At 42.7% G+C, this 17,495-nt stretch carries 10 protein-coding genes, 1 tRNA gene and 1 pseudogene; 9 read left to right on the forward strand and 3 right to left on the reverse strand.

What is annotated here, in order from left to right; genetic code table 11:
• The first annotated feature begins 78 nt into the window (after positions 1-78).
• The 9 genes from AC2SLL_RS08465 (at position 79) to AC2SLL_RS08505 (ending at position 15,136) form a co-directional block, all read left to right on the forward strand.
• On the forward strand, positions 79-1,605 hold the full coding sequence (locus AC2SLL_RS08465; RefSeq protein ID WP_486531258.1) for a pyridoxal phosphate-dependent decarboxylase family protein: 1,527 nt from the start codon (positions 79-81) through the stop codon (positions 1,603-1,605).
• Positions 1,606-1,630: 25 nt separating this feature from the next.
• On the forward strand, positions 1,631-3,439 hold the full coding sequence (locus AC2SLL_RS08470) for an IucA/IucC family protein (RefSeq protein WP_486531259.1): 1,809 nt from the start codon (positions 1,631-1,633) through the stop codon (positions 3,437-3,439).
• 66 nt (positions 3,440-3,505) lie between these two features.
• Positions 3,506-4,909: a lysine N(6)-hydroxylase/L-ornithine N(5)-oxygenase family protein gene (locus AC2SLL_RS08475; protein WP_486531260.1), complete on the forward strand. Its 1,404-nt coding sequence runs from the start codon at positions 3,506-3,508 to the stop codon at positions 4,907-4,909.
• Between the two features lie 110 nt (positions 4,910-5,019).
• Positions 5,020-5,634 carry a GNAT family N-acetyltransferase gene (locus AC2SLL_RS08480; protein WP_486531261.1) on the forward strand — a complete coding sequence of 205 codons (615 nt, stop codon included), beginning with the start codon at positions 5,020-5,022 and terminating at the stop codon, positions 5,632-5,634.
• A 46-nt stretch (positions 5,635-5,680) separates the two neighbouring features.
• A complete protein-coding gene (locus AC2SLL_RS08485; protein WP_486531262.1) occupies positions 5,681-7,156 on the forward strand; it encodes an MFS transporter in 1,476 nt (491 codons plus the stop codon).
• A gap of 238 nt (positions 7,157-7,394) precedes the next feature.
• Positions 7,395-9,476, forward strand: coding sequence for an IucA/IucC family protein (locus AC2SLL_RS08490; RefSeq protein WP_486531263.1), 2,082 nt, complete (start codon positions 7,395-7,397; stop codon positions 9,474-9,476).
• Positions 9,477-9,480: 4 nt separating this feature from the next.
• Positions 9,481-11,700 (forward strand): IucA/IucC family protein, encoded by a 2,220-nt coding sequence (locus tag AC2SLL_RS08495; RefSeq protein ID WP_486531264.1) that lies wholly within the window; start codon positions 9,481-9,483, stop codon positions 11,698-11,700.
• Positions 11,701-11,791: 91 nt separating this feature from the next.
• Positions 11,792-12,478 carry an RraA family protein gene (locus tag AC2SLL_RS08500; RefSeq protein WP_486531265.1) on the forward strand — a complete coding sequence of 229 codons (687 nt, stop codon included), beginning with the start codon at positions 11,792-11,794 and terminating at the stop codon, positions 12,476-12,478.
• Positions 12,479-12,721: 243 nt separating this feature from the next.
• The gene (locus AC2SLL_RS08505) at positions 12,722-15,136 is read left to right on the forward strand and encodes a TonB-dependent receptor (protein ID WP_486531266.1); all 2,415 of its coding nucleotides are present in this window, start codon (positions 12,722-12,724) and stop codon (positions 15,134-15,136) included.
• A gap of 330 nt (positions 15,137-15,466) precedes the next feature.
• Here AC2SLL_RS08505 and AC2SLL_RS08510 read toward each other — a convergent pair.
• The 3 genes and pseudogenes from AC2SLL_RS08510 to AC2SLL_RS08520 form a co-directional block, all read right to left on the reverse strand.
• A pseudogene (locus AC2SLL_RS08510) lies at positions 15,467-15,836 on the reverse strand (transposase domain-containing protein); the annotation flags it as partial.
• Positions 15,837-15,946: 110 nt separating this feature from the next.
• Positions 15,947-16,023: transfer RNA gene (locus tag AC2SLL_RS08515), tRNA-Ile, on the reverse strand.
• 80 nt (positions 16,024-16,103) lie between these two features.
• Positions 16,104-17,357: a tRNA nucleotidyltransferase/poly(A) polymerase-related protein gene (locus AC2SLL_RS08520; protein WP_486531267.1), complete on the reverse strand. Its 1,254-nt coding sequence runs from the start codon at positions 17,355-17,357 to the stop codon at positions 16,104-16,106.
• Positions 17,358-17,495: the final 138 nt, after the last annotated feature.

Raw genomic sequence — 17,495 nt, forward strand, 5'->3', positions numbered from 1 at the left:
TGTCGTCCACAGTCTCTTCGATAAGAGGCCAATACGCCACCAGCCAGCATGATTTTGTCGCTAAGGATGAGGAATGTTTTGCAAATTTTAACTCACCAAACCAGTACCCAATACCTTGCCGATATACAAAAAGCCAGTCGTTTGATTAAACAGTGGTTAGATAACAATAACCTATATTTAGGCGGCGAATGTGAGCAGCTAAAAGACGCTTTAGATTTAAGTATTACCCCGCAAGGCCGTGATATGCAGGCCATACTTGCAGATATAGAGCAGCAGCTATTACCCAACTGTGTATCAACTGCCCATACACACTGCTTGGCACACCTGCATCCACCGACTTTAGTGATTGGACAAGTCGCTGAGCTGATTATTGCCGCAACCAATCAAAGCATGGATTCATGGAATCAAAGCCCAGCGGCCACGTATATTGAACAAAAGCTTATTGACTGGCTATGTCAGCTCAGTGGTTTTGATTCATCACCACAGACGCATTCAGGTGGTGTGTTTACCAGTGGTGGGACTCAGAGTAATTTGATGGGGCTACTGCTGGCACGCAATCGGCATTATCAGCAACAGGGTGTTGATGTTCAGCATGAGGGTCTGGGTGGTCAGGCACCAGCCTTCATTTTATGCTCGGATCAAGCCCATTTCTCTATTGCCAAAAATGCCAGTTTGTTAGGTCTGGGGAGCGGTTCGGTTAAAACTGTTTATACCGATGACCAAGGCAGGATGGACATGTATGGTCTAAAAGCACGCATTGACCACTACGGTGCTGACAATATCATGGCCATTGTTGCTACCGCAGGCACTACAGATGCTGGCGCAATAGATCCTCTGGCTGATATTGCAACGCTTTGCCAGCAGCAGGGTGTCTGGCTGCATGTCGATGCTGCATGGGGCGGTGCATTACTGTTATCACAGCGTTATCGAGAGTGGATTGAGGGAATACATCAAGCAGATTCAATCACGCTTGATTTTCATAAGCATTTTTTCTTACCTATCAGTTGTGGGGCGTTTTTGCTAAAAGATAAATGCCACTTTGAGAGTATCCGTCAGCACAGTGATTACTTAAATCCAACCGATGATGATCAAGATAATATCCCAAATCTGGTGACCTACTCTCTACAAACAACGCGTAGGTTTGATGCGCTAAAGCTATGGCTGGCATTAGATCTGCTTGGAACTAACGGCTATGGTGAATTAATTGATACCTGTGTGGATACCGCGCAGCAAGCCGCTGATTTGATTCGCGCGCACCCAGACTTTGTGTTAATACATGATCCGCTCATCAGTAGCGTCTTGTTTTATTACGCGCCAAAGTCTGATGCAGTTCCACTAGAGCCCAACCGGCCTACCTCGGTACCGCTAGCGTCAGTAGCAGACCAGCAGGCGCGGTTGTCTGATGCAGCACTGATTACGCTCAATAGAAAAATTGCCCAGCAACTGTTTATTACAAACAGCGCCAATATCGCAACAACTGCGTACAAGCAGCAGTTTTGTCTTAAGTTCACTATTTTAAATCCTGAGACCCAAGCGGCTGATATTCAAGATATTTTGGATGAGATAAGCAGGCTAGGTCGCACCCTTATAGCCGAAAATGGTTAAAAATATAATTTGAAGGAAAACACAGATGATTCAACAAAAGACACTCGACCGATTGGTGCTACAAAATCTAATTAATGCTTATGCCTTTGAAACGCAGCAAGGCAAAGTAATTGACAATCAGCAGCAAAATGCCCAACAAAAGCAGCTGTCTCAGGGCAGACATTTGTTAGTGTTCACACTTAAGCCGCTAGATATTACGATGGCAGTTGCTTTGGATAATGTGAGCAAATTGGGGCAGCATCGTCTGGCCGACATACCCTCTATTTTAAACGAGTCTTCGTGGGAGAGATTAGCACCAGCCAGCCTTGCGGCACTCATTATTGAAGATTTAACGTATCGACAAAATAAGGGTAGTGGTAATAATACTGCTGCACTTGATGGTAATGGTGTGATGAAGCGCTGGCTTGAGAGCTATGAGGGGCTACAGATTATTTTGGCGCAGCGCAGTGATGAGATTGATGACATCTTAGAGGAAGATTTAGATTTTATAGAGACCGAGCAAAACCTAATCTATGGGCACGCAATGCATCCAACTCCGAAGGGTAGAGCTGGGTTTTATGATAAAGAATGGGCACGATATGCACCAGAAACACAAAGCAAGACACGGCTGCATTACTGGTTGGTAGACCCACAATATATTGCAGATGACTTCGTCGATGGAGACAGTATTAGTGAGGCATTAAAACAGCAGCTTATTGATCATATGGATAATGATGCTCTGAGTATGAGTCGTTATCAGCTGGCGCTACTTGAGCAGCACCCCACTTATAAGCTATTACCTTTGCACCCTTGGCAGGCTAAATTCTTGCAGCAGCAAGACTGGTATCAGCGTTTGCTTGAAGACAGTCAGTTGTTTGATATGGGCGAGATGGGCTGGCACTTGCATCCCACCACCTCCGTACGCACGTTAGCTGCTTTTGATGCCCCTTGGATGTTTAAAGTATCTTTATCCGTGGCCATTACTAACTCAGTACGTATTAACCTTCCTAAAGAATGTTACCGAGGCATGCACGCTTGTCGCATATGGCGCAGTGACTACGGCAAGCAATTAAAAACCCAATATCCAAGCATTGAGGTGCTCAACGACCCAGCTTGGATTGCGCTTAAGATAGATAGAACGATTGTTAATGAGACAATTTGTATCTTACGTGACAATCCTTTTGATGCAGAGTCGGCAGTCACTAATTTGGCAAGCTTAAGCCAAGATCACCCCATGCGATTGACCAATCGCTTTAATACCTTATTTAAAGCCATCCATAAACGTACCAATGAGCCGTTACCACTAATTGCACGGCAATGGTTTGATACTTATTTGCAAGTTGGGTTCGTGCCGTTGATCCAAATGTATTATGAGCAAGGTATCGGTTTTGAGGTGCATCAACAAAATAGCTTGATTGAGCTACAAGAGGGCTATCCTACTAAATTTTGGGCACGTGATAACCAAGGCTTTGGCTATATTGCCGAATATGCGACAGCACTTATTGATGCCAATCCAGCGCTAATCAGTGAGGCTGAATGTGTTATCCCTGAAAACTTTGCCGATTCACGTGTGGCGTATTATTTGGTGGGTAATAGTATCTTCGGTCTCATTACGGCGATTGCTCGTACAGGTCTGGCCAGTGAAGATGAGTTGTTAGAGCAGTTTAAGCAGTGTCTGCTAACCCTTGAGGCGCAGTACCCCCATCGCCCATTGTTTGATCTGTTGTTACGCAGCCCAACCTTGCCATTTAAAGGCAACTTACTTACCCGTTTGTATGCCTTAGATGAATTAACTGCCCCTGTTGAGACACAGTCGGTATATGTCGATATCCCTAATCCATTAGCAGAAGGCTAGTGCATGCAGCACTGAGGTAAAGCATACAATCATAAATAAATATTATTGGCTAAATCGGAGTCGCAGATGCTAGATCTTATTGGAATAGGTATTGGGCCGTTTAATTTAAGCTTGGCAGCATTGTTAGACAAACAGCCCACGCTTGAGAGCAAGTTTTTTGAACAAAAACCCAACTTTGATTGGCATAAGGGGATGATACTGCCACATACTACTTTACAAGTGCCCTTTATGGCGGATCTAGTAACATTAATTGACCCCACGAGTCAGTATAGTTTTTTGAATTATTTGCATCATCATCAGCGCTTATTAAAGTTTTATTTTTTGGAAGACTTTAAGGTTTTTCGTCAAGAATACAATCACTACTGCCAGTGGGTAGCCGCGCAGTTAGATAGCTTGGTTTTTGATGCCCAAGTGCGAGATGTGGCTTTAATGGAGGATAAAACGGGGTATGTCGTACAGGTGTGTGAGCAGGGCAAGATAAACACTTACCACGCTAAAAACTTAGTCATTGGTACAGGGACACAGCCGACGTTACCTGACGTATTACAACCATTGGCGGATCAGGCACCGCACCGCTGTATGCATACCGCAGATTTTGCAGATAATTTTGATTATGACCACATTGCAGGGTCAGATACGCGGCCTAAAGTGCTGGTATTGGGCTCGGGTCAATCCTCTGCCGAGGTGTATCGAGCTTTATTTGATCAGCAGTTTGATGACCAAAATCAGCCCAAGTTTCAGTTGGATTGGGTGACCCGCTCAGCTGGATTTTTCCCAATGGAATACTCGCCACTAGGACTTGAGCATTTTAGCCCTGCTTATACCCATTATTTCCATCATTTACCCAATATGACCAAGCACTCTGTACTACAAACACAAGACCTACTTTATAAAGGTATGGGGTTTAGCACCATTACAGATATTTATGGCCGGCTATATGAGCGCAGTATTGCCAATCAGCCGACATATTCAAGGCTAATAGCACATTGTGAAGTGATCGATGCTCAAGGTAAAGGTGTCACTGATTCAGATAACGATCCAGAAGCTGTCTCAAAGCTTAAGCTGACATTAAATCAGCGTGAGCAGCAGCGTCAATTTGTGGTCGACTATGACTGTGTTATCGCAGGAACAGGGTATAGTCACGGGTTGCCGCGTTGTCTAGATTCTTTAGCCGATTATATAGAGCGAGATGCTTTTGATCAGCCGCAAATTAATTATGATTATTCTTTGGTGCTTAAACACGCTACCGCAGGCAGTACACCACAAGCTACGTCCGGCGGGGCGACGGGTCAAGTGTTTGTCCAAAACCAAGAAATCCATTCGCATGGTATTGGAGCACCAGACCTAGGCTTAGGAGCGTATCGTGCCGGCTGTATCGTTAACCAGCTACAAGGCGAGCTGGTATATGACACCCAAGCGCTTACCGTTTTCCAAGACTTTGGTGTGTCTACTGATGCTTTATTGCAGTGATTATCTAGCTTATAAGCCGTGTATAAAAAAGCCAATCTTTGCACCTATTTGTATTGGTCCACATGGCTTGTCATTTTTATCTATTATTGTTTATTTATAGGACACTATTTATGCCAAGCATTGCCCAAGGTCTGCCCGATACATTTTCTGTTCAAGTCAATCAAAAACAGTTTGGCCTGCGTCCCGTTAAGTATCCGGAAGATATGTCATTACTGTATCGCTGGATGCACGCAGAGCACGTTGTGGATCAGTGGCAGCTACATCTGGCCATGCCACAGTTAAAGATGCATTTTGAAAAAATGATTGTTGATGACCATCAGCGTCTTTACATCATATTGTGTGACGACAAGCCCATAGGTTATACCGAGATTTATGAGACTTATCGTGATCGACTGTCTTTATACTACAAGGCCAAACCGACAGATATGGGCTGGCATATCTTACTTGGCGAGCCTGATGTGGTGGGCCGAGGCTATTTAAGACCAACAGGGATGATGATCTCTCGATTTATTTTTGAGCATACCGATGCCAAAAAGATTGTCACTGAGCCTGATAGCAAGACAGAGGTGTATCAGTGGGTGGCAGATAGCTTTGCTTATAAGATACAGCGTTTGGTTGATATGCCTGAAAAAAAAGCGGCTCTTTATTTTTGCTATCGTGATGAGTTCTATGAGTCTCGAGGTTATTTAGGGTTTTACGGAGAAGCAGAAGCGTCTGATTCATAATAATTAATACTTATTTAATCTTACTCATCTTGGAATTTTATTAACATTGAACCCGCTTAAGACAAATTTTTTACAGCTACGATCTCGTGTTATCCAAAAAAGGCCGCCTGAGCGTTTAGACAGCAGCCAGATACGCCGTGTACTATGGACTTTGTTGTTAGGCGGTACAGTCGTCAGCTTTAGCAATAGCGCATTAAACCCTGCTATTCCTGTTTTTATGTCCCTATTTTCTGTAGATATTGTGATGGGTGGCTGGGTGCTAAATGGCTATGTACTGGCAATGAGTGTGGGCCTGATGCTCAGTGGCTATCTGAGTAAACTCTTTAAGTTTAAGAGTGTATATATCTTTGCCATTACTGGGTTTATGGCAGGATCAGTGCTGGGTATGTTGGCAAGCAATATGTCGTTTATTATCGCTGCAAGAGCCATTCAAGGGCTGGCAGGTGGTTTGATTATCCCCTTATCAATTGGGATGCTGTATCAGGTTTACCCTAGCAATCAGCAAGGGCGGGTGATGGCCTTGTGGGGCATTGTCATTATGATGTCTTTAGCCTTTGGCCCTTTGGTGGGTGCCTATTTAGTGGTTCATTTTGCTTGGTGGACGTTATTTGGCATTACTTTGCCACTTAGTATTTTAGTTGTGGCTATGACAGCGTGGTGGGTGCCCTTATTGCCGGAGTCTCAAGCACAGCAGACGAACAATACTTTATTTGATAAAAATGGATTCGTCAGTCTGGTGGCATGGCTGTTGGCGCTGACGTTATGGCTAAATAGTTTAAAGTCAAACTCAGTAATCGAGATATCAAGTGGCTTGGTTCAACTGGCGGTATTGGCTGCTTTTATTGTGAGTGCTGTTATCTGGTGGCGCTATGAATACCGACACCCAAACCCACTTCTTAAGGTAAGTTTGTTTGCTAATAAGACCTACTTGCATAGCATTGTGTTAAGCATAACCCAGACCCTTGGGCTGATGATGGGGCTGTTGTTTTTACCTATTGTGATTCAAGATGTCATGCATAAGAACGCTATGTGGACCGGTTTGGTCTTAATGGTCGCCACCTTGGTTGCCAGTATGACCACGCAGGTTGCCGGTGGTATTGTTGATAGATATGGTGCAAAAGAGATCGGCAGTGCCGGCGTTATTATCAGTGGTGCAGCCATGCTGATGTTGGTTTGGTGCCTATCTAGCCCAAATATTTGGCTGGTAATGTTGGTAATGAGTCTACATGGCGTAGGGGTTGGATTGGCCTATTTACCGACCACGACAGTCGGCTTTGGTAGTTTGGATAAGCATCTTGTTACAGAGGGGGCAGCATTAAATAACATCAGTCGCCGCATTGTATCCACTGTCTTTATTGCGCTGGCGACTTTGTACATAAACAGTGAGGGTCTGGGTTTTTTGAGAAAAATAATGCCAAGTCTATCTGCCTCTGATGCGTTAGTTGCCCCCATGCAAGAAGTGTTCTTTGGTCTGGCAATAATGCTGCTACTAACGCTTATTTCTACACGAAAACTGCCATAGCAGCATAAAGAGAGTCCAAAGGAGTCCTCGTTTAATATTAGCATTGAAGTTATAAGATCAGGCTGTTTAGGCGTTTTTTTTAATCTATATATGTAAATGATTATCATTTTATTATTGAGAAGTATCAGTAGCATGAATCAGCACTGTAACTGATCAAAGTGACATTAATACATAGTAATACAGAGTCTAACGAAATATTTAATTACTTACATTGATAACAGTCAGCAGGGGTTTATCTATGCAACAAACAAAGTATTACCATACAAAGCACGCGGTAACGGCGCCGGTTTTAGAGGCAAGCTGGCCATGGCAGGCGTACGCTACAACACAGAGGCTGGCGTCCCAAAGTATGAACCATTCGGTTAATGAAAGCAGTCAAAGCCAAAGCAATAAAACCAATAACGATAATGATATTACGCCGCGGGTATTGTCCCAACAGCAGTTGCAGCGTATAGAGCAGCGGGTTATAAAGCAGCTATTGCAAGCGCTATTATTTGAGGAGATTATCAATTATGACTGTCAACCTACCTCAGTAAACCATGCAACTGGTAATTCTCAAAATACAGATCACACTTTTGTGATTCCAGTGTCCGAGCATATCAGCTATGTCGCCAAAGGTGCCGTTCATTATAGTTTTGATTTGATTCGTTTTAATGACCAAGAGGTAATGCGAGTAGAGCAGGGACAGTCGTCGCAATCTGCCACCTTAGAAGGCGTTATTAATGACATTATATTAAATATTGATTCGACTAATATCCAGTCTATACAAGTGGGCACAGAGCAGGCTAAGACCGCTACAAATCAGTCTCCAAAATTAGTCCAATCCTTTATCGAAGAGCTGCGCCATACCTTGATTAATGAGATTCAGGCACAAGCAATGACCCCTTATGTACCAACGGATATTCAAGCGCTGACTTATCCTCAGTTAGAGGGCTACCTGATGGCAGGACACCCTTATCATCCCTGCTTTAAGTCGCGTATTGGGTTTAATTTAAATGACAACTATCAGTATGGGCCAGAGTTTGCACACAATATTGACGTTGTTTGGCTGGCAATAGATTACCGCTTGCTTGTGAGTAATAGTGTTGAGTCTGTATCTATAAATGACTGGGTTAAGCAGTATTTAGGCAGTCGTGATTATGAGGTGTTAATGACAACTCTAAAAGCGATTGTGGCTAATGATAAAGAGTATGGTTTGCTGCCTGTCCATCCTTGGCAGTGGCAAAACACGCTTATTTATGCGCTGCAGCATTTGTTAACTACGCAGCAAGTGGTTTATTTAGGACCCACAGACACGCAATATCAAGCACAACAATCTATACGGTCGCTGTCTATGCTGTCAGAGGGTAAGCCATATTTAAAGCTGAGCATGCATCTGATCAATACCTCAAGTACTCGTATCTTGGCAAAACATACGGTAATGAATGCTGCGATAGTCACTCGGTGGCTAAATCAATTGACGGCAGAAGATAAGACCGCTGCTGCATTAAATATTGCATTTTTGGGAGAGACAGTTGGTATTTGCTTAGATCATGAGGTGTTGCGTGAGCAAGGGTATCAGCATCCTGATATTTATGGCGGTCTTGGTGCGATTTGGCGCGAAAATGCGAGTGAGTATCTCTCGGACAATCAGCAAGCCTTTCCGTTAAATGGGGTCAGTTATATAAATAGTGATGGTAGTCTATTAATTGACCCTTGGATACAAAAATATGGAGTAGAGCGCTGGATAAAACAGCTGATTGAGGTTAGTACTCTACCCATTATTCATATGTTATTTGCACATGGGGTCGCCCTAGAATGTCATGCACAAAATATCGTGTTAGTACATGAAGAGGGGTATCCGATTAAAGTGCTCTTAAAAGATTTGCATGATGGTATTCGTTATTCTCCTGAGCACTTAGCAAGACGAAATCTGCGTCCTAATTTCTTTAGCTTACCTGCCGCACATGCCGTTTTAAATCGAGGTTCATTTATCGAAACCGACGATACAGATGGTATTCGTGATATGACCGTAGCCTGCTTATTTTTTGTGGCATTTGCTGATATGGCCATATTCTTGCACACTCATTATAGCTATCCAGAGCAGCATTTTTGGTATCAAGTGGCACAGTGTATCTCTGAGTATCAAAAGGCTCATCCAGAGCATCACGCGCGTTATAAGCTGTTTGATGTCTTTGCCCAAAAGACTCGTATTGAGTCATTGGCAAAGCGACGATTATTTGGTGATGCGGTATTTCCCATAAAATATTTAAATAATCCGTTGTATAAGGCTGCTAGCGATAATCAAACCGATTTGCAGACCAGCAGTAAAAGAGATTGATGCCATGCTAAGCTTATTTCCAGTACAGACAAAAAACCATAGCGAGGCTCTAGAAACAGCCCAGTGGCGACTTATTAACCAGTTGTTAGAATGCTGTCAACTTGAACAATGGTTAGCACCTGAGAATGTCATTACCACCAGTAGCCGTGAGTACGCCCCCACGCTCTTAGCCCAAAAAGGGAAGGCTAATGATCTTTTGTGCTTGCGTAATGTCGAGGGTCTTTGGGGTCAGTTGCAACACTTATCAGGGCCTTATGACAAAGCGATGACAGAGGCGCTTTGTCACCATGACACCCCTATGGTGGTTATTTTATTGCCCAATGATAACCAGCTGCTGTTATTGATTGCCCCAAATCATTGTAGCCAGTGGTTATTAAAAGAGGCGTGTTTGCCTCTTTTATTTACGCCGGTCGTGGCCAATCAAAATAATAACAGCAATACAAACAAACAGCCGTCAGATGTACATGCTATAGAAGGTGATGCCGCTTCTCAATTACAAGCAATAGACTCAGCTGAACAGCTATTGACCTTGTTATTATCTGCCATGCAGGAGCGTGGGGAGGCGCTACCTGAAGGCGGCGTCTTAAAGCTACAAGAGAGCTTAATGGCGTCGTTCAGGGCGCAGCAGTGGTCGGCACAGGCACAGATGTCATCGTTGGTTTATCAACAAGAGCACTGGTATCAAAGCTTGATTGCTGCTGAGCAATGGGCTTCTTTGATTGATCGCCCCTTTCATCCTCTGGCGAAGGGAAAGCTTGGCTTTAGCCAGCAAGATTATGAGTACTATATGGCTGAATTTGATCAGCCTATTTATCTTAATTGGGTGGCAGTAAACAAATCCCACCTAATGATCTCAGAGCAATTAGAGCACATACAGACAACCATAGATCAGGAAACGAAGACAGCTTTGCAGCCGGCTCATTATTTGCTCAATGATCAACAGAAAAAGATACTGGCGCAAGAGTTACAAGCACTCGGCATAGCAGGCTCTCATATTGCTATTCCTATCCACCCTTGGCAGATGGCGCACGAATTGAATGCTTTTTTTGAGGATGATTTGGCGAATAAAACCGTGGTTAAGCTGCGTTTTAATCAATTGGTGAGTCATGCCAGTGCATCGATGCGCAGTATGCTGTTTTGTCGCAATACTGCTTACAGCATTAAGCTGCCTTTGGGTGTATATGCGTTAAACTCGAAGCGCTATTTACCGATATTAAAACTGATTAATGCAGAAAAAAATCAAGCCTTATTGGTACAAGCCTGCCAGCGTGATGTGGTGCTAAAACAGCAGATGTGGCTGTGGGATGAGCGCCTTTGGTGGGGATATATGCCACCTAAAAACCGCCATGACAAAAGCTCAATCAACCCAAGCTTTTATCAAGAAAAACCCACCCATTTAGGTGTGCTACTGCGCTGTTTACCAAAAGAGCTGAGTGATAATTCCGTGCGCCTGTTGCCAATGGCAAGCTTGGGTATGCTGGTGTACAAAGACCAGTCATCACACCATATTTTTGATGAGCTGATCGAGTCATTCCGAGAAGATATGGATCATTTACCGTCAACTACTGAGGGTACGCAGCACCACGGCACTCAAAGTCAGCTGGCTTGTGATGCGACTAAAATGCAGGTTATGGCATGCTTTACCCGTCTGTGTCATGTATTTTTGGGTACCATGCTACGCTGCATACGCTTAGGGTTAATACCTGAGCTGCATGGTCAAAATGTGGTCATGGTGATCAAAGACAATCAATTTAGTGGGGTGTTACTGCGTGATCATGACTCCGTACGTATCCATCTGCCGTGGCTGGGCCGGCATAAGATAGATGACCCTAATTATCTAAGCCCTCCTAATTTCAAAAACAGACTGTATAGAGACACGCCGAAGGCCTTAATATTTTACTTACAGTCTTTAGGTATCTTGGTAAACCTTCGCGCTATTATCGAATCGTTAGCGGCTCACTATGGTATGGCTGAAGTCAAGTTATGGGCCACCGTTAAAAGGATGATAGAACAACTGTTACTACAGCTAGATTTTGATGCTGATCAGTACTTAATTCTAAAAGAGAGTTTATTGGACAGCCCCTATTATCCGCATAAGACATTGATGCTACCGGTAATTGAACGCGGTCAACAAGCGCACGGCAGTATGCCAGCAGGGGAGAGCAGAGTGAACAATCCATTGTCCATATCAAAGCTTGATATCCACAACCAACCCAATACTTAACTTTAGTCTTTACCATGAGTGCTTTAGACAAAAAAAATTTAATGCCAGCATCAAATTAAAGGCTAAGTTTATTTATGATAAAGAGAGGAATATGACAGAACCGACCATTGAGTCCTTGATCGCCGCCTATCAGCACATTGATAGTTCGACCATTGGACATTTAACCGAGCAGGGATATCTGGCGGGTATAAAACCAGTATTACATTGTACTCAATCACTGGCTGGACGTGTGCTTACTGTACGTCTAAATTCAGATAATACCGATGCGATTAACGAGGCATTACGATCTGCTCATCCCAAAGACATATTGTGCATTGATGCACAGTTGTTAAAAAACAAAGCCTGCTGGGGAGCACTACGTACCTGTGCGGCTATATATGAGCAGTTAATAGCAGTCATCGTACTGGGAGAGGTAACGGACTCTCAAGCGTTAAAGCAGTTGGACTTTCCTGTATTTGCTCAGGGTATCAGTTCATTAACGACCGCAAACAGGCAAGGTCGGCAAGGTGAGATAAAGAGCGATTTGTATTATCAATTACCAGATGACCGTGCCACTGTGTGTATCAAAACTGGTGATTTGGCAGTACTGGATAATGATGGTGTGTTTGTTTTATCCGTGTCACAGGCAAATGCGTTATTAGTACGCTGTCAACAAAAGCAGCAAAATGATGATATTAAGCTGCAGCTATTTATGGATGCTTATAAAAATAATCAGTTAGATCAGCTGGTTAACAGGTTAAAACCGCAAACGACTAGCGACATAAAAGATTTAGATTAAAGAATATTTTTTTATAAAAAATATAGAAATAAAAATTATTATCATTTAGAATAGCATTTGTATTATTGATTACATATTCAATACTTTTTTTTTAAAAGAGTGTTAATTGTAACTGTATTTAGTAACCTGTCTTATTGGTCTTAATCAAGGCAGGACAGGTTACCACTCAAAAAGATAACTTTCGCTGGTTAGTTGATTATCTGCAAGCAAACCTTAATAAGTCCAACAAGAGAAGATTATTCTATGAAAAATCATCACCTTGCATTATCTGTTCTAAGTTTATGTATCAGTCAGCAACTATATGCACAAACTGATACGAATGTTACCGCAGCTCAAAATGATACGAGTCCTCATGCTAATTCGATGACCACCAGTGCAGCTACAGACAATACCTCATCAGCTATGGAAGCGGCAGATAGGCCAAGTGTAACACTAGATACAGTGGTAGTAACAGGGTTCGCAAAAACAGGGACGGTACTTGCACAAAAAATCAGTGAAATGCCTGCGGTGACTCAAGTGATTGCAGAAGAAGAGATACATGCTCAAGCTGTGGGCAGCCGTACCACAGGTGATATATTGGCACAATTAATCCCAAGCTTGGGTACCAGTAGTGGTGCAACAAGTAACTATGGCACTACCATGCATGGTCGACCAGTTCAGTTTTTATTAAACGGTGTGCCATTAACGGGGTCTCGTAATCTATCACGAGAGTTAAATAGTATTGATCCGGCGCAACTTGAACGAGTAGAAGTACTATCAGGGGCAACCAGTATTTATGGGTCGGGCGCTGCAGGCGGCCTCATTAACTTGGTAACCAAGTCGATGGAAGGAGATGGGTTTCAAGGTCAAACTCGTATCGGTATGAGCGCTGCTCGAGATTTTGACTCTAATTCATTAGGCTATAATGTCGGTCAGACTCTAGCCTATGGCGGTGACAATATCTGGGGGCGCTTAGATGTTGATTATGAGGATAAGGGCGGGCAGTTTGATAGTCATGGCAATCGTATTAGCCCAGATGTTAACCAGACCGATCAGCAAGATACTCAATCGCTTAGTGTAAATGCAAATGTGGGGGCAAATATTGATGAATTACAAAGCCTAAACTTAGCTGTTACCTATTATAATGATGAACAAGACACAGATTATGGTCCAGATTATGGCGATAATTTAGAAGTGTTATTTGGTGCTACACCTTCACTGCGTGCTATCGATGGGGCGCATATCAAACATGAGCCAGAGACCCGTAAAACCTCAGTTAACCTAAACTATAATCATAATGACTTTCTAAACTCCAATCTAAGCATTACGGGGTATTATAGAGATGAAAAAGGGCGTTTTTATCCATCTGGTAAAGACGCAAGCGCTCAGGCAGTCGGTGAATGGGTAGCCAATGGGTTAACCGATGAAGATACACTGAAAAAGCTGGCAGGTGCGGCTGTGATAGCGACTCAGTCAGAAGCAGATATCGAAATAGAGGGTGTACGCGCCGCCATGCAAACCGAGCTTGATATCAAAGATATGCCAACACTTATAAGCTATGGCGCAGATTATGAGCGTGAAAAAAGTGAGCAGACTTATTATGGTCAAGATTTAAATAAATTTATGGCTAGCAATGGTTTGGTATCTGAGCCTAATGGCCGTACCTATTATGGTGGACCAGATACGACCATTGATAAAATTGGTGCATTTGTCAACGCTGATATAGATGTCACAGATAAGTGGCATGCCAGCGCAGGGGTACGTTATCAAAAGCTCAAATCAGATACCGATAGCTTTACCCCCATTTATGAGCAGGTGCTAGAAGAGTATTTTCAGGACCCCCGTATTGCCCCTGTAGCAAATGCTTATGGTATTGATTACCAAGCAGGCAGAGTAGAATCCGGTAATACTGACCATCATAAAACCTTATTTAATCTAGGCACCAGCTATCAGATTACCCCAAATGATCAAATCTTTGCCAACTTTTCACAAGGCTTTACTACTGCTGATATCCAGCGAGCCCTACGTGATGTTCGTGCAGGCTTCGTTGTTAACTCAGATAATGTGCAGCCGATTGAAGTGGATAACTATGAGCTTGGGTGGCAAGGCACGCACGGTAATACCAATGCTAAGTTGAGCGGATTTTATAATGAATCGGACAAAACCGTTCGATTTACAGAGGATTATACGGTTGAGGTTGTGGATACCGATGAACGTGTCTACGGGGCAGAAGCTTCCATTAGCCAAAAGTTAAGTGATAACTGGCAACTGGGTGGCACACTAGCTTATACGCGTGGTCAATACAAAAAAGATGGCGACTGGTTAGAGCTTGGTGCGGATCGTATATCACCGTTTAAAGGGACGGCCTATGCGCAATATAACTTCAACAATGGCAGTAATATCCGCTTGCAAGCACTGGCTATTGATGGCACAGACAAAGCTTATAAAGATCAGCGCAAAGACCCTGATGCCAAGGCAAATGAAGTATCAGGCTATGCTACCTTTGATTTGGTAGGTCAGGTGAAACTGCCTAAAGGACAAGGCACAGTCGATTACGGGGTGTACAACTTACTAAATAAAGATTACTTGAATGTTTATCATCAGACGACCTATGGGGCGATGAACCGCCTACCCTCACAAGGTACGACTTATGGTATCAGTTATACCATTGACTACTAATCTTAATTAAGATCAGTCATAAAAAAGAGGGCAGTAATGAACTGACCTCTTTTTTTATGTTGATGGGTTTTATATTTGCTTGACGGTTACTACAGCCTATTTAAAGCATGCGCCTGTTTGAACTGTCCCGACTCTATATCGGAGAGTAGATTACTTGAGTCAGGCAGCTTTGTCTGACTCACTAAGACTATCATAGTATCGTCTCTCAAACTCAAAAGGCGACACATAATTAATTGTGCTATGCAAACGTGTTTTATTAAACCTGAAAAGCGTTAAAAATCGATTAAGTATCGATTTAGCTTTGCAAGGCAAGAGCTGTGCTCGAGTGACAACCCATTCAAGAGTTGCTAATTCAACATCGCTCACACCTTGCCACTGCTGTTTTAAATAATCCATCATCTGTGTTTTATAAAGCCCGTTAACCGTTTCAGCTACCGCATTATGTATGAGCGAGGAAACAGCAAAGCACTGCTTTGCCCGAGCGCAAGGGGAGAGTCGAGTAGATTAGATCACCTGTCGTACCAACAGATATAATGACGCCAGAAGCAGCCATCTTAACAGTATAGCGAATGGATAAATACTGAACCCCTCAATCACTATGATGAATCACATATTTCGGATGGTTTCTGCCCGTTATCGTTTGGTTTAGTGCTGCCATTACGATATTAGTGTTCATAGGATCTAACACTTTCCAGCCAACATTCTATACGTACCATTGTAGTTCTATGATTTCGGAAACTTGCTTAAACTTGCATAAAAAAAGGCTTACCGAATATGATGGTAAGCCTTGAATGCTTATAATAACAAATATGGTGGGCCCAGTAGGACTTGAACCTACGACCAAAGGATTATGAGTCCTCTGCTCTAACCAACTGAGCTATGGGCCCAAATATTAAGCGTTTCACTTAATTAGACGCATTATAATACCTTATTTTTTAAACTTTGCAACCCTAAAATTAATATAGCACTAATTTTTATTGATAAAAGAATCGATCGCTTGGCTTCGCGCACTATTTAAGGCGTTACCAATGTCACGGCCTTCTAAATTACTATCAATATTATCCATACCTATTTTATTATATGCACCAATTATTTCTTCAAACTGGCAGTGTATATAAGCAGTTTTAACCACATAAAAAGTGTTTATTAGCGCATTCAGAGTAATGCTATCTTTATGGGCTTTCGTTAAATTAATAAGACTGGTTAACGTTTGAGCATTTAGGTTTTCCAGATTGGCAAGATCTGCAAACATGTTGGCAAATAATGTGGCAAATTGAGTTATTGACTTTGGCGTTGTTAATAACACACTTAGATGATTAATTTTGCTTGTCCAGATCTTTGCTTCATCGCTAGTTTCTATACGCTCAACACTATTAGAACTGTTAAAGCTATTAGGTTTGTTAAACCCTAATAGTGCTAAGTATTTTTCTGGCATGTAACTCATCTGCAACACGGCCCAGCGGTTAGCTAATGGCAAATGGTAGTCGCCACATAGAGAGAGCGCATGAAACACAAGTTTTTGAATAAAACCATTGCTTAGAGTTTCTGCGAGCGTTGGGAACAAATAGGGCAGGGCACCAATCTCTATTAAGCACTTAAAATAAGCGTGGGGGGCATCCTGCATAATCGCTCTTCTGGTTTCTAGCCAAACACGCTCTGCCGTTAAGTGCGCTAATTCCCCTGACTCATTAATGGATTTAATTAATTCAATTGTATCTGGGGCGATGATGAAGTTACTTGTAGCAGTACCATTATTATAGAAACGGCTGTAAAATCTAGCTATTCTTAATACCCTAAGAGGATCCTCAGAGAACGCACTGGATACATGGCGCAATGTTTTACTTGCAATGTCATCCCTCCCTCCATATGGATCAATGACATTACCTGTAATTGGCGTATCATCATGTAGACCACACACTTCTATAGCCATTGCATTTATTGTCAGATCTCTACGTTTAAGGTCTTGTTCGATAGTAACATCAGGTGCAGCGTAAACTTCAAACCCTTTATAACCTTTACCAGACTTGCGCTCTGTACGAGCAAGGGCATATTCGGCTTTTGTTTTAGGATGTAGAAATACGGGAAAGTCAGAACCAACTTGTGTAAACCCTGCATTTAACATGTGTTGTGGCGTTACACCAACAACCACATAGTCTTTATCTTTGACAGGGCGCTTTAAAAACTGGTCACGCACCGCGCCACCAACAATATAGACATGCATAGTCAACTAATCCTAAATTTGGCTAATAAGAATGATGAAATAGGGTAAACTTTTGCTGCGTACTTTCACTCGATTGCCCTGCATCGGTTTTAAAGTTCTTTGACTATCTATATTAACTAAATAATGACATCAAATCGA

Source organism: Psychrobacter sp. CX97 (genome assembly GCF_057396285.1).

Coding starts and splice junctions, on each gene's coding strand:
- AC2SLL_RS08470 (WP_486531259.1), top strand. CDS start 1,631: ATGATTCAACAAAAGACACTCGACCGATTGGTGCTACAAAATCTAATT.
- AC2SLL_RS08475 (WP_486531260.1), top strand. CDS start 3,506: ATGCTAGATCTTATTGGAATAGGTATTGGGCCGTTTAATTTAAGCTTG.
- AC2SLL_RS08480 (WP_486531261.1), top strand. CDS start 5,020: ATGCCAAGCATTGCCCAAGGTCTGCCCGATACATTTTCTGTTCAAGTC.
- AC2SLL_RS08490 (WP_486531263.1), top strand. CDS start 7,395: ATGCAACAAACAAAGTATTACCATACAAAGCACGCGGTAACGGCGCCG.
- AC2SLL_RS08495 (WP_486531264.1), top strand. CDS start 9,481: ATGCTAAGCTTATTTCCAGTACAGACAAAAAACCATAGCGAGGCTCTA.
- AC2SLL_RS08500 (WP_486531265.1), top strand. CDS start 11,792: ATGACAGAACCGACCATTGAGTCCTTGATCGCCGCCTATCAGCACATT.
- AC2SLL_RS08505 (WP_486531266.1), top strand. CDS start 12,722: ATGAAAAATCATCACCTTGCATTATCTGTTCTAAGTTTATGTATCAGT.
- AC2SLL_RS08520 (WP_486531267.1), bottom strand. CDS start 17,357: ATGCATGTCTATATTGTTGGTGGCGCGGTGCGTGACCAGTTTTTAAAG.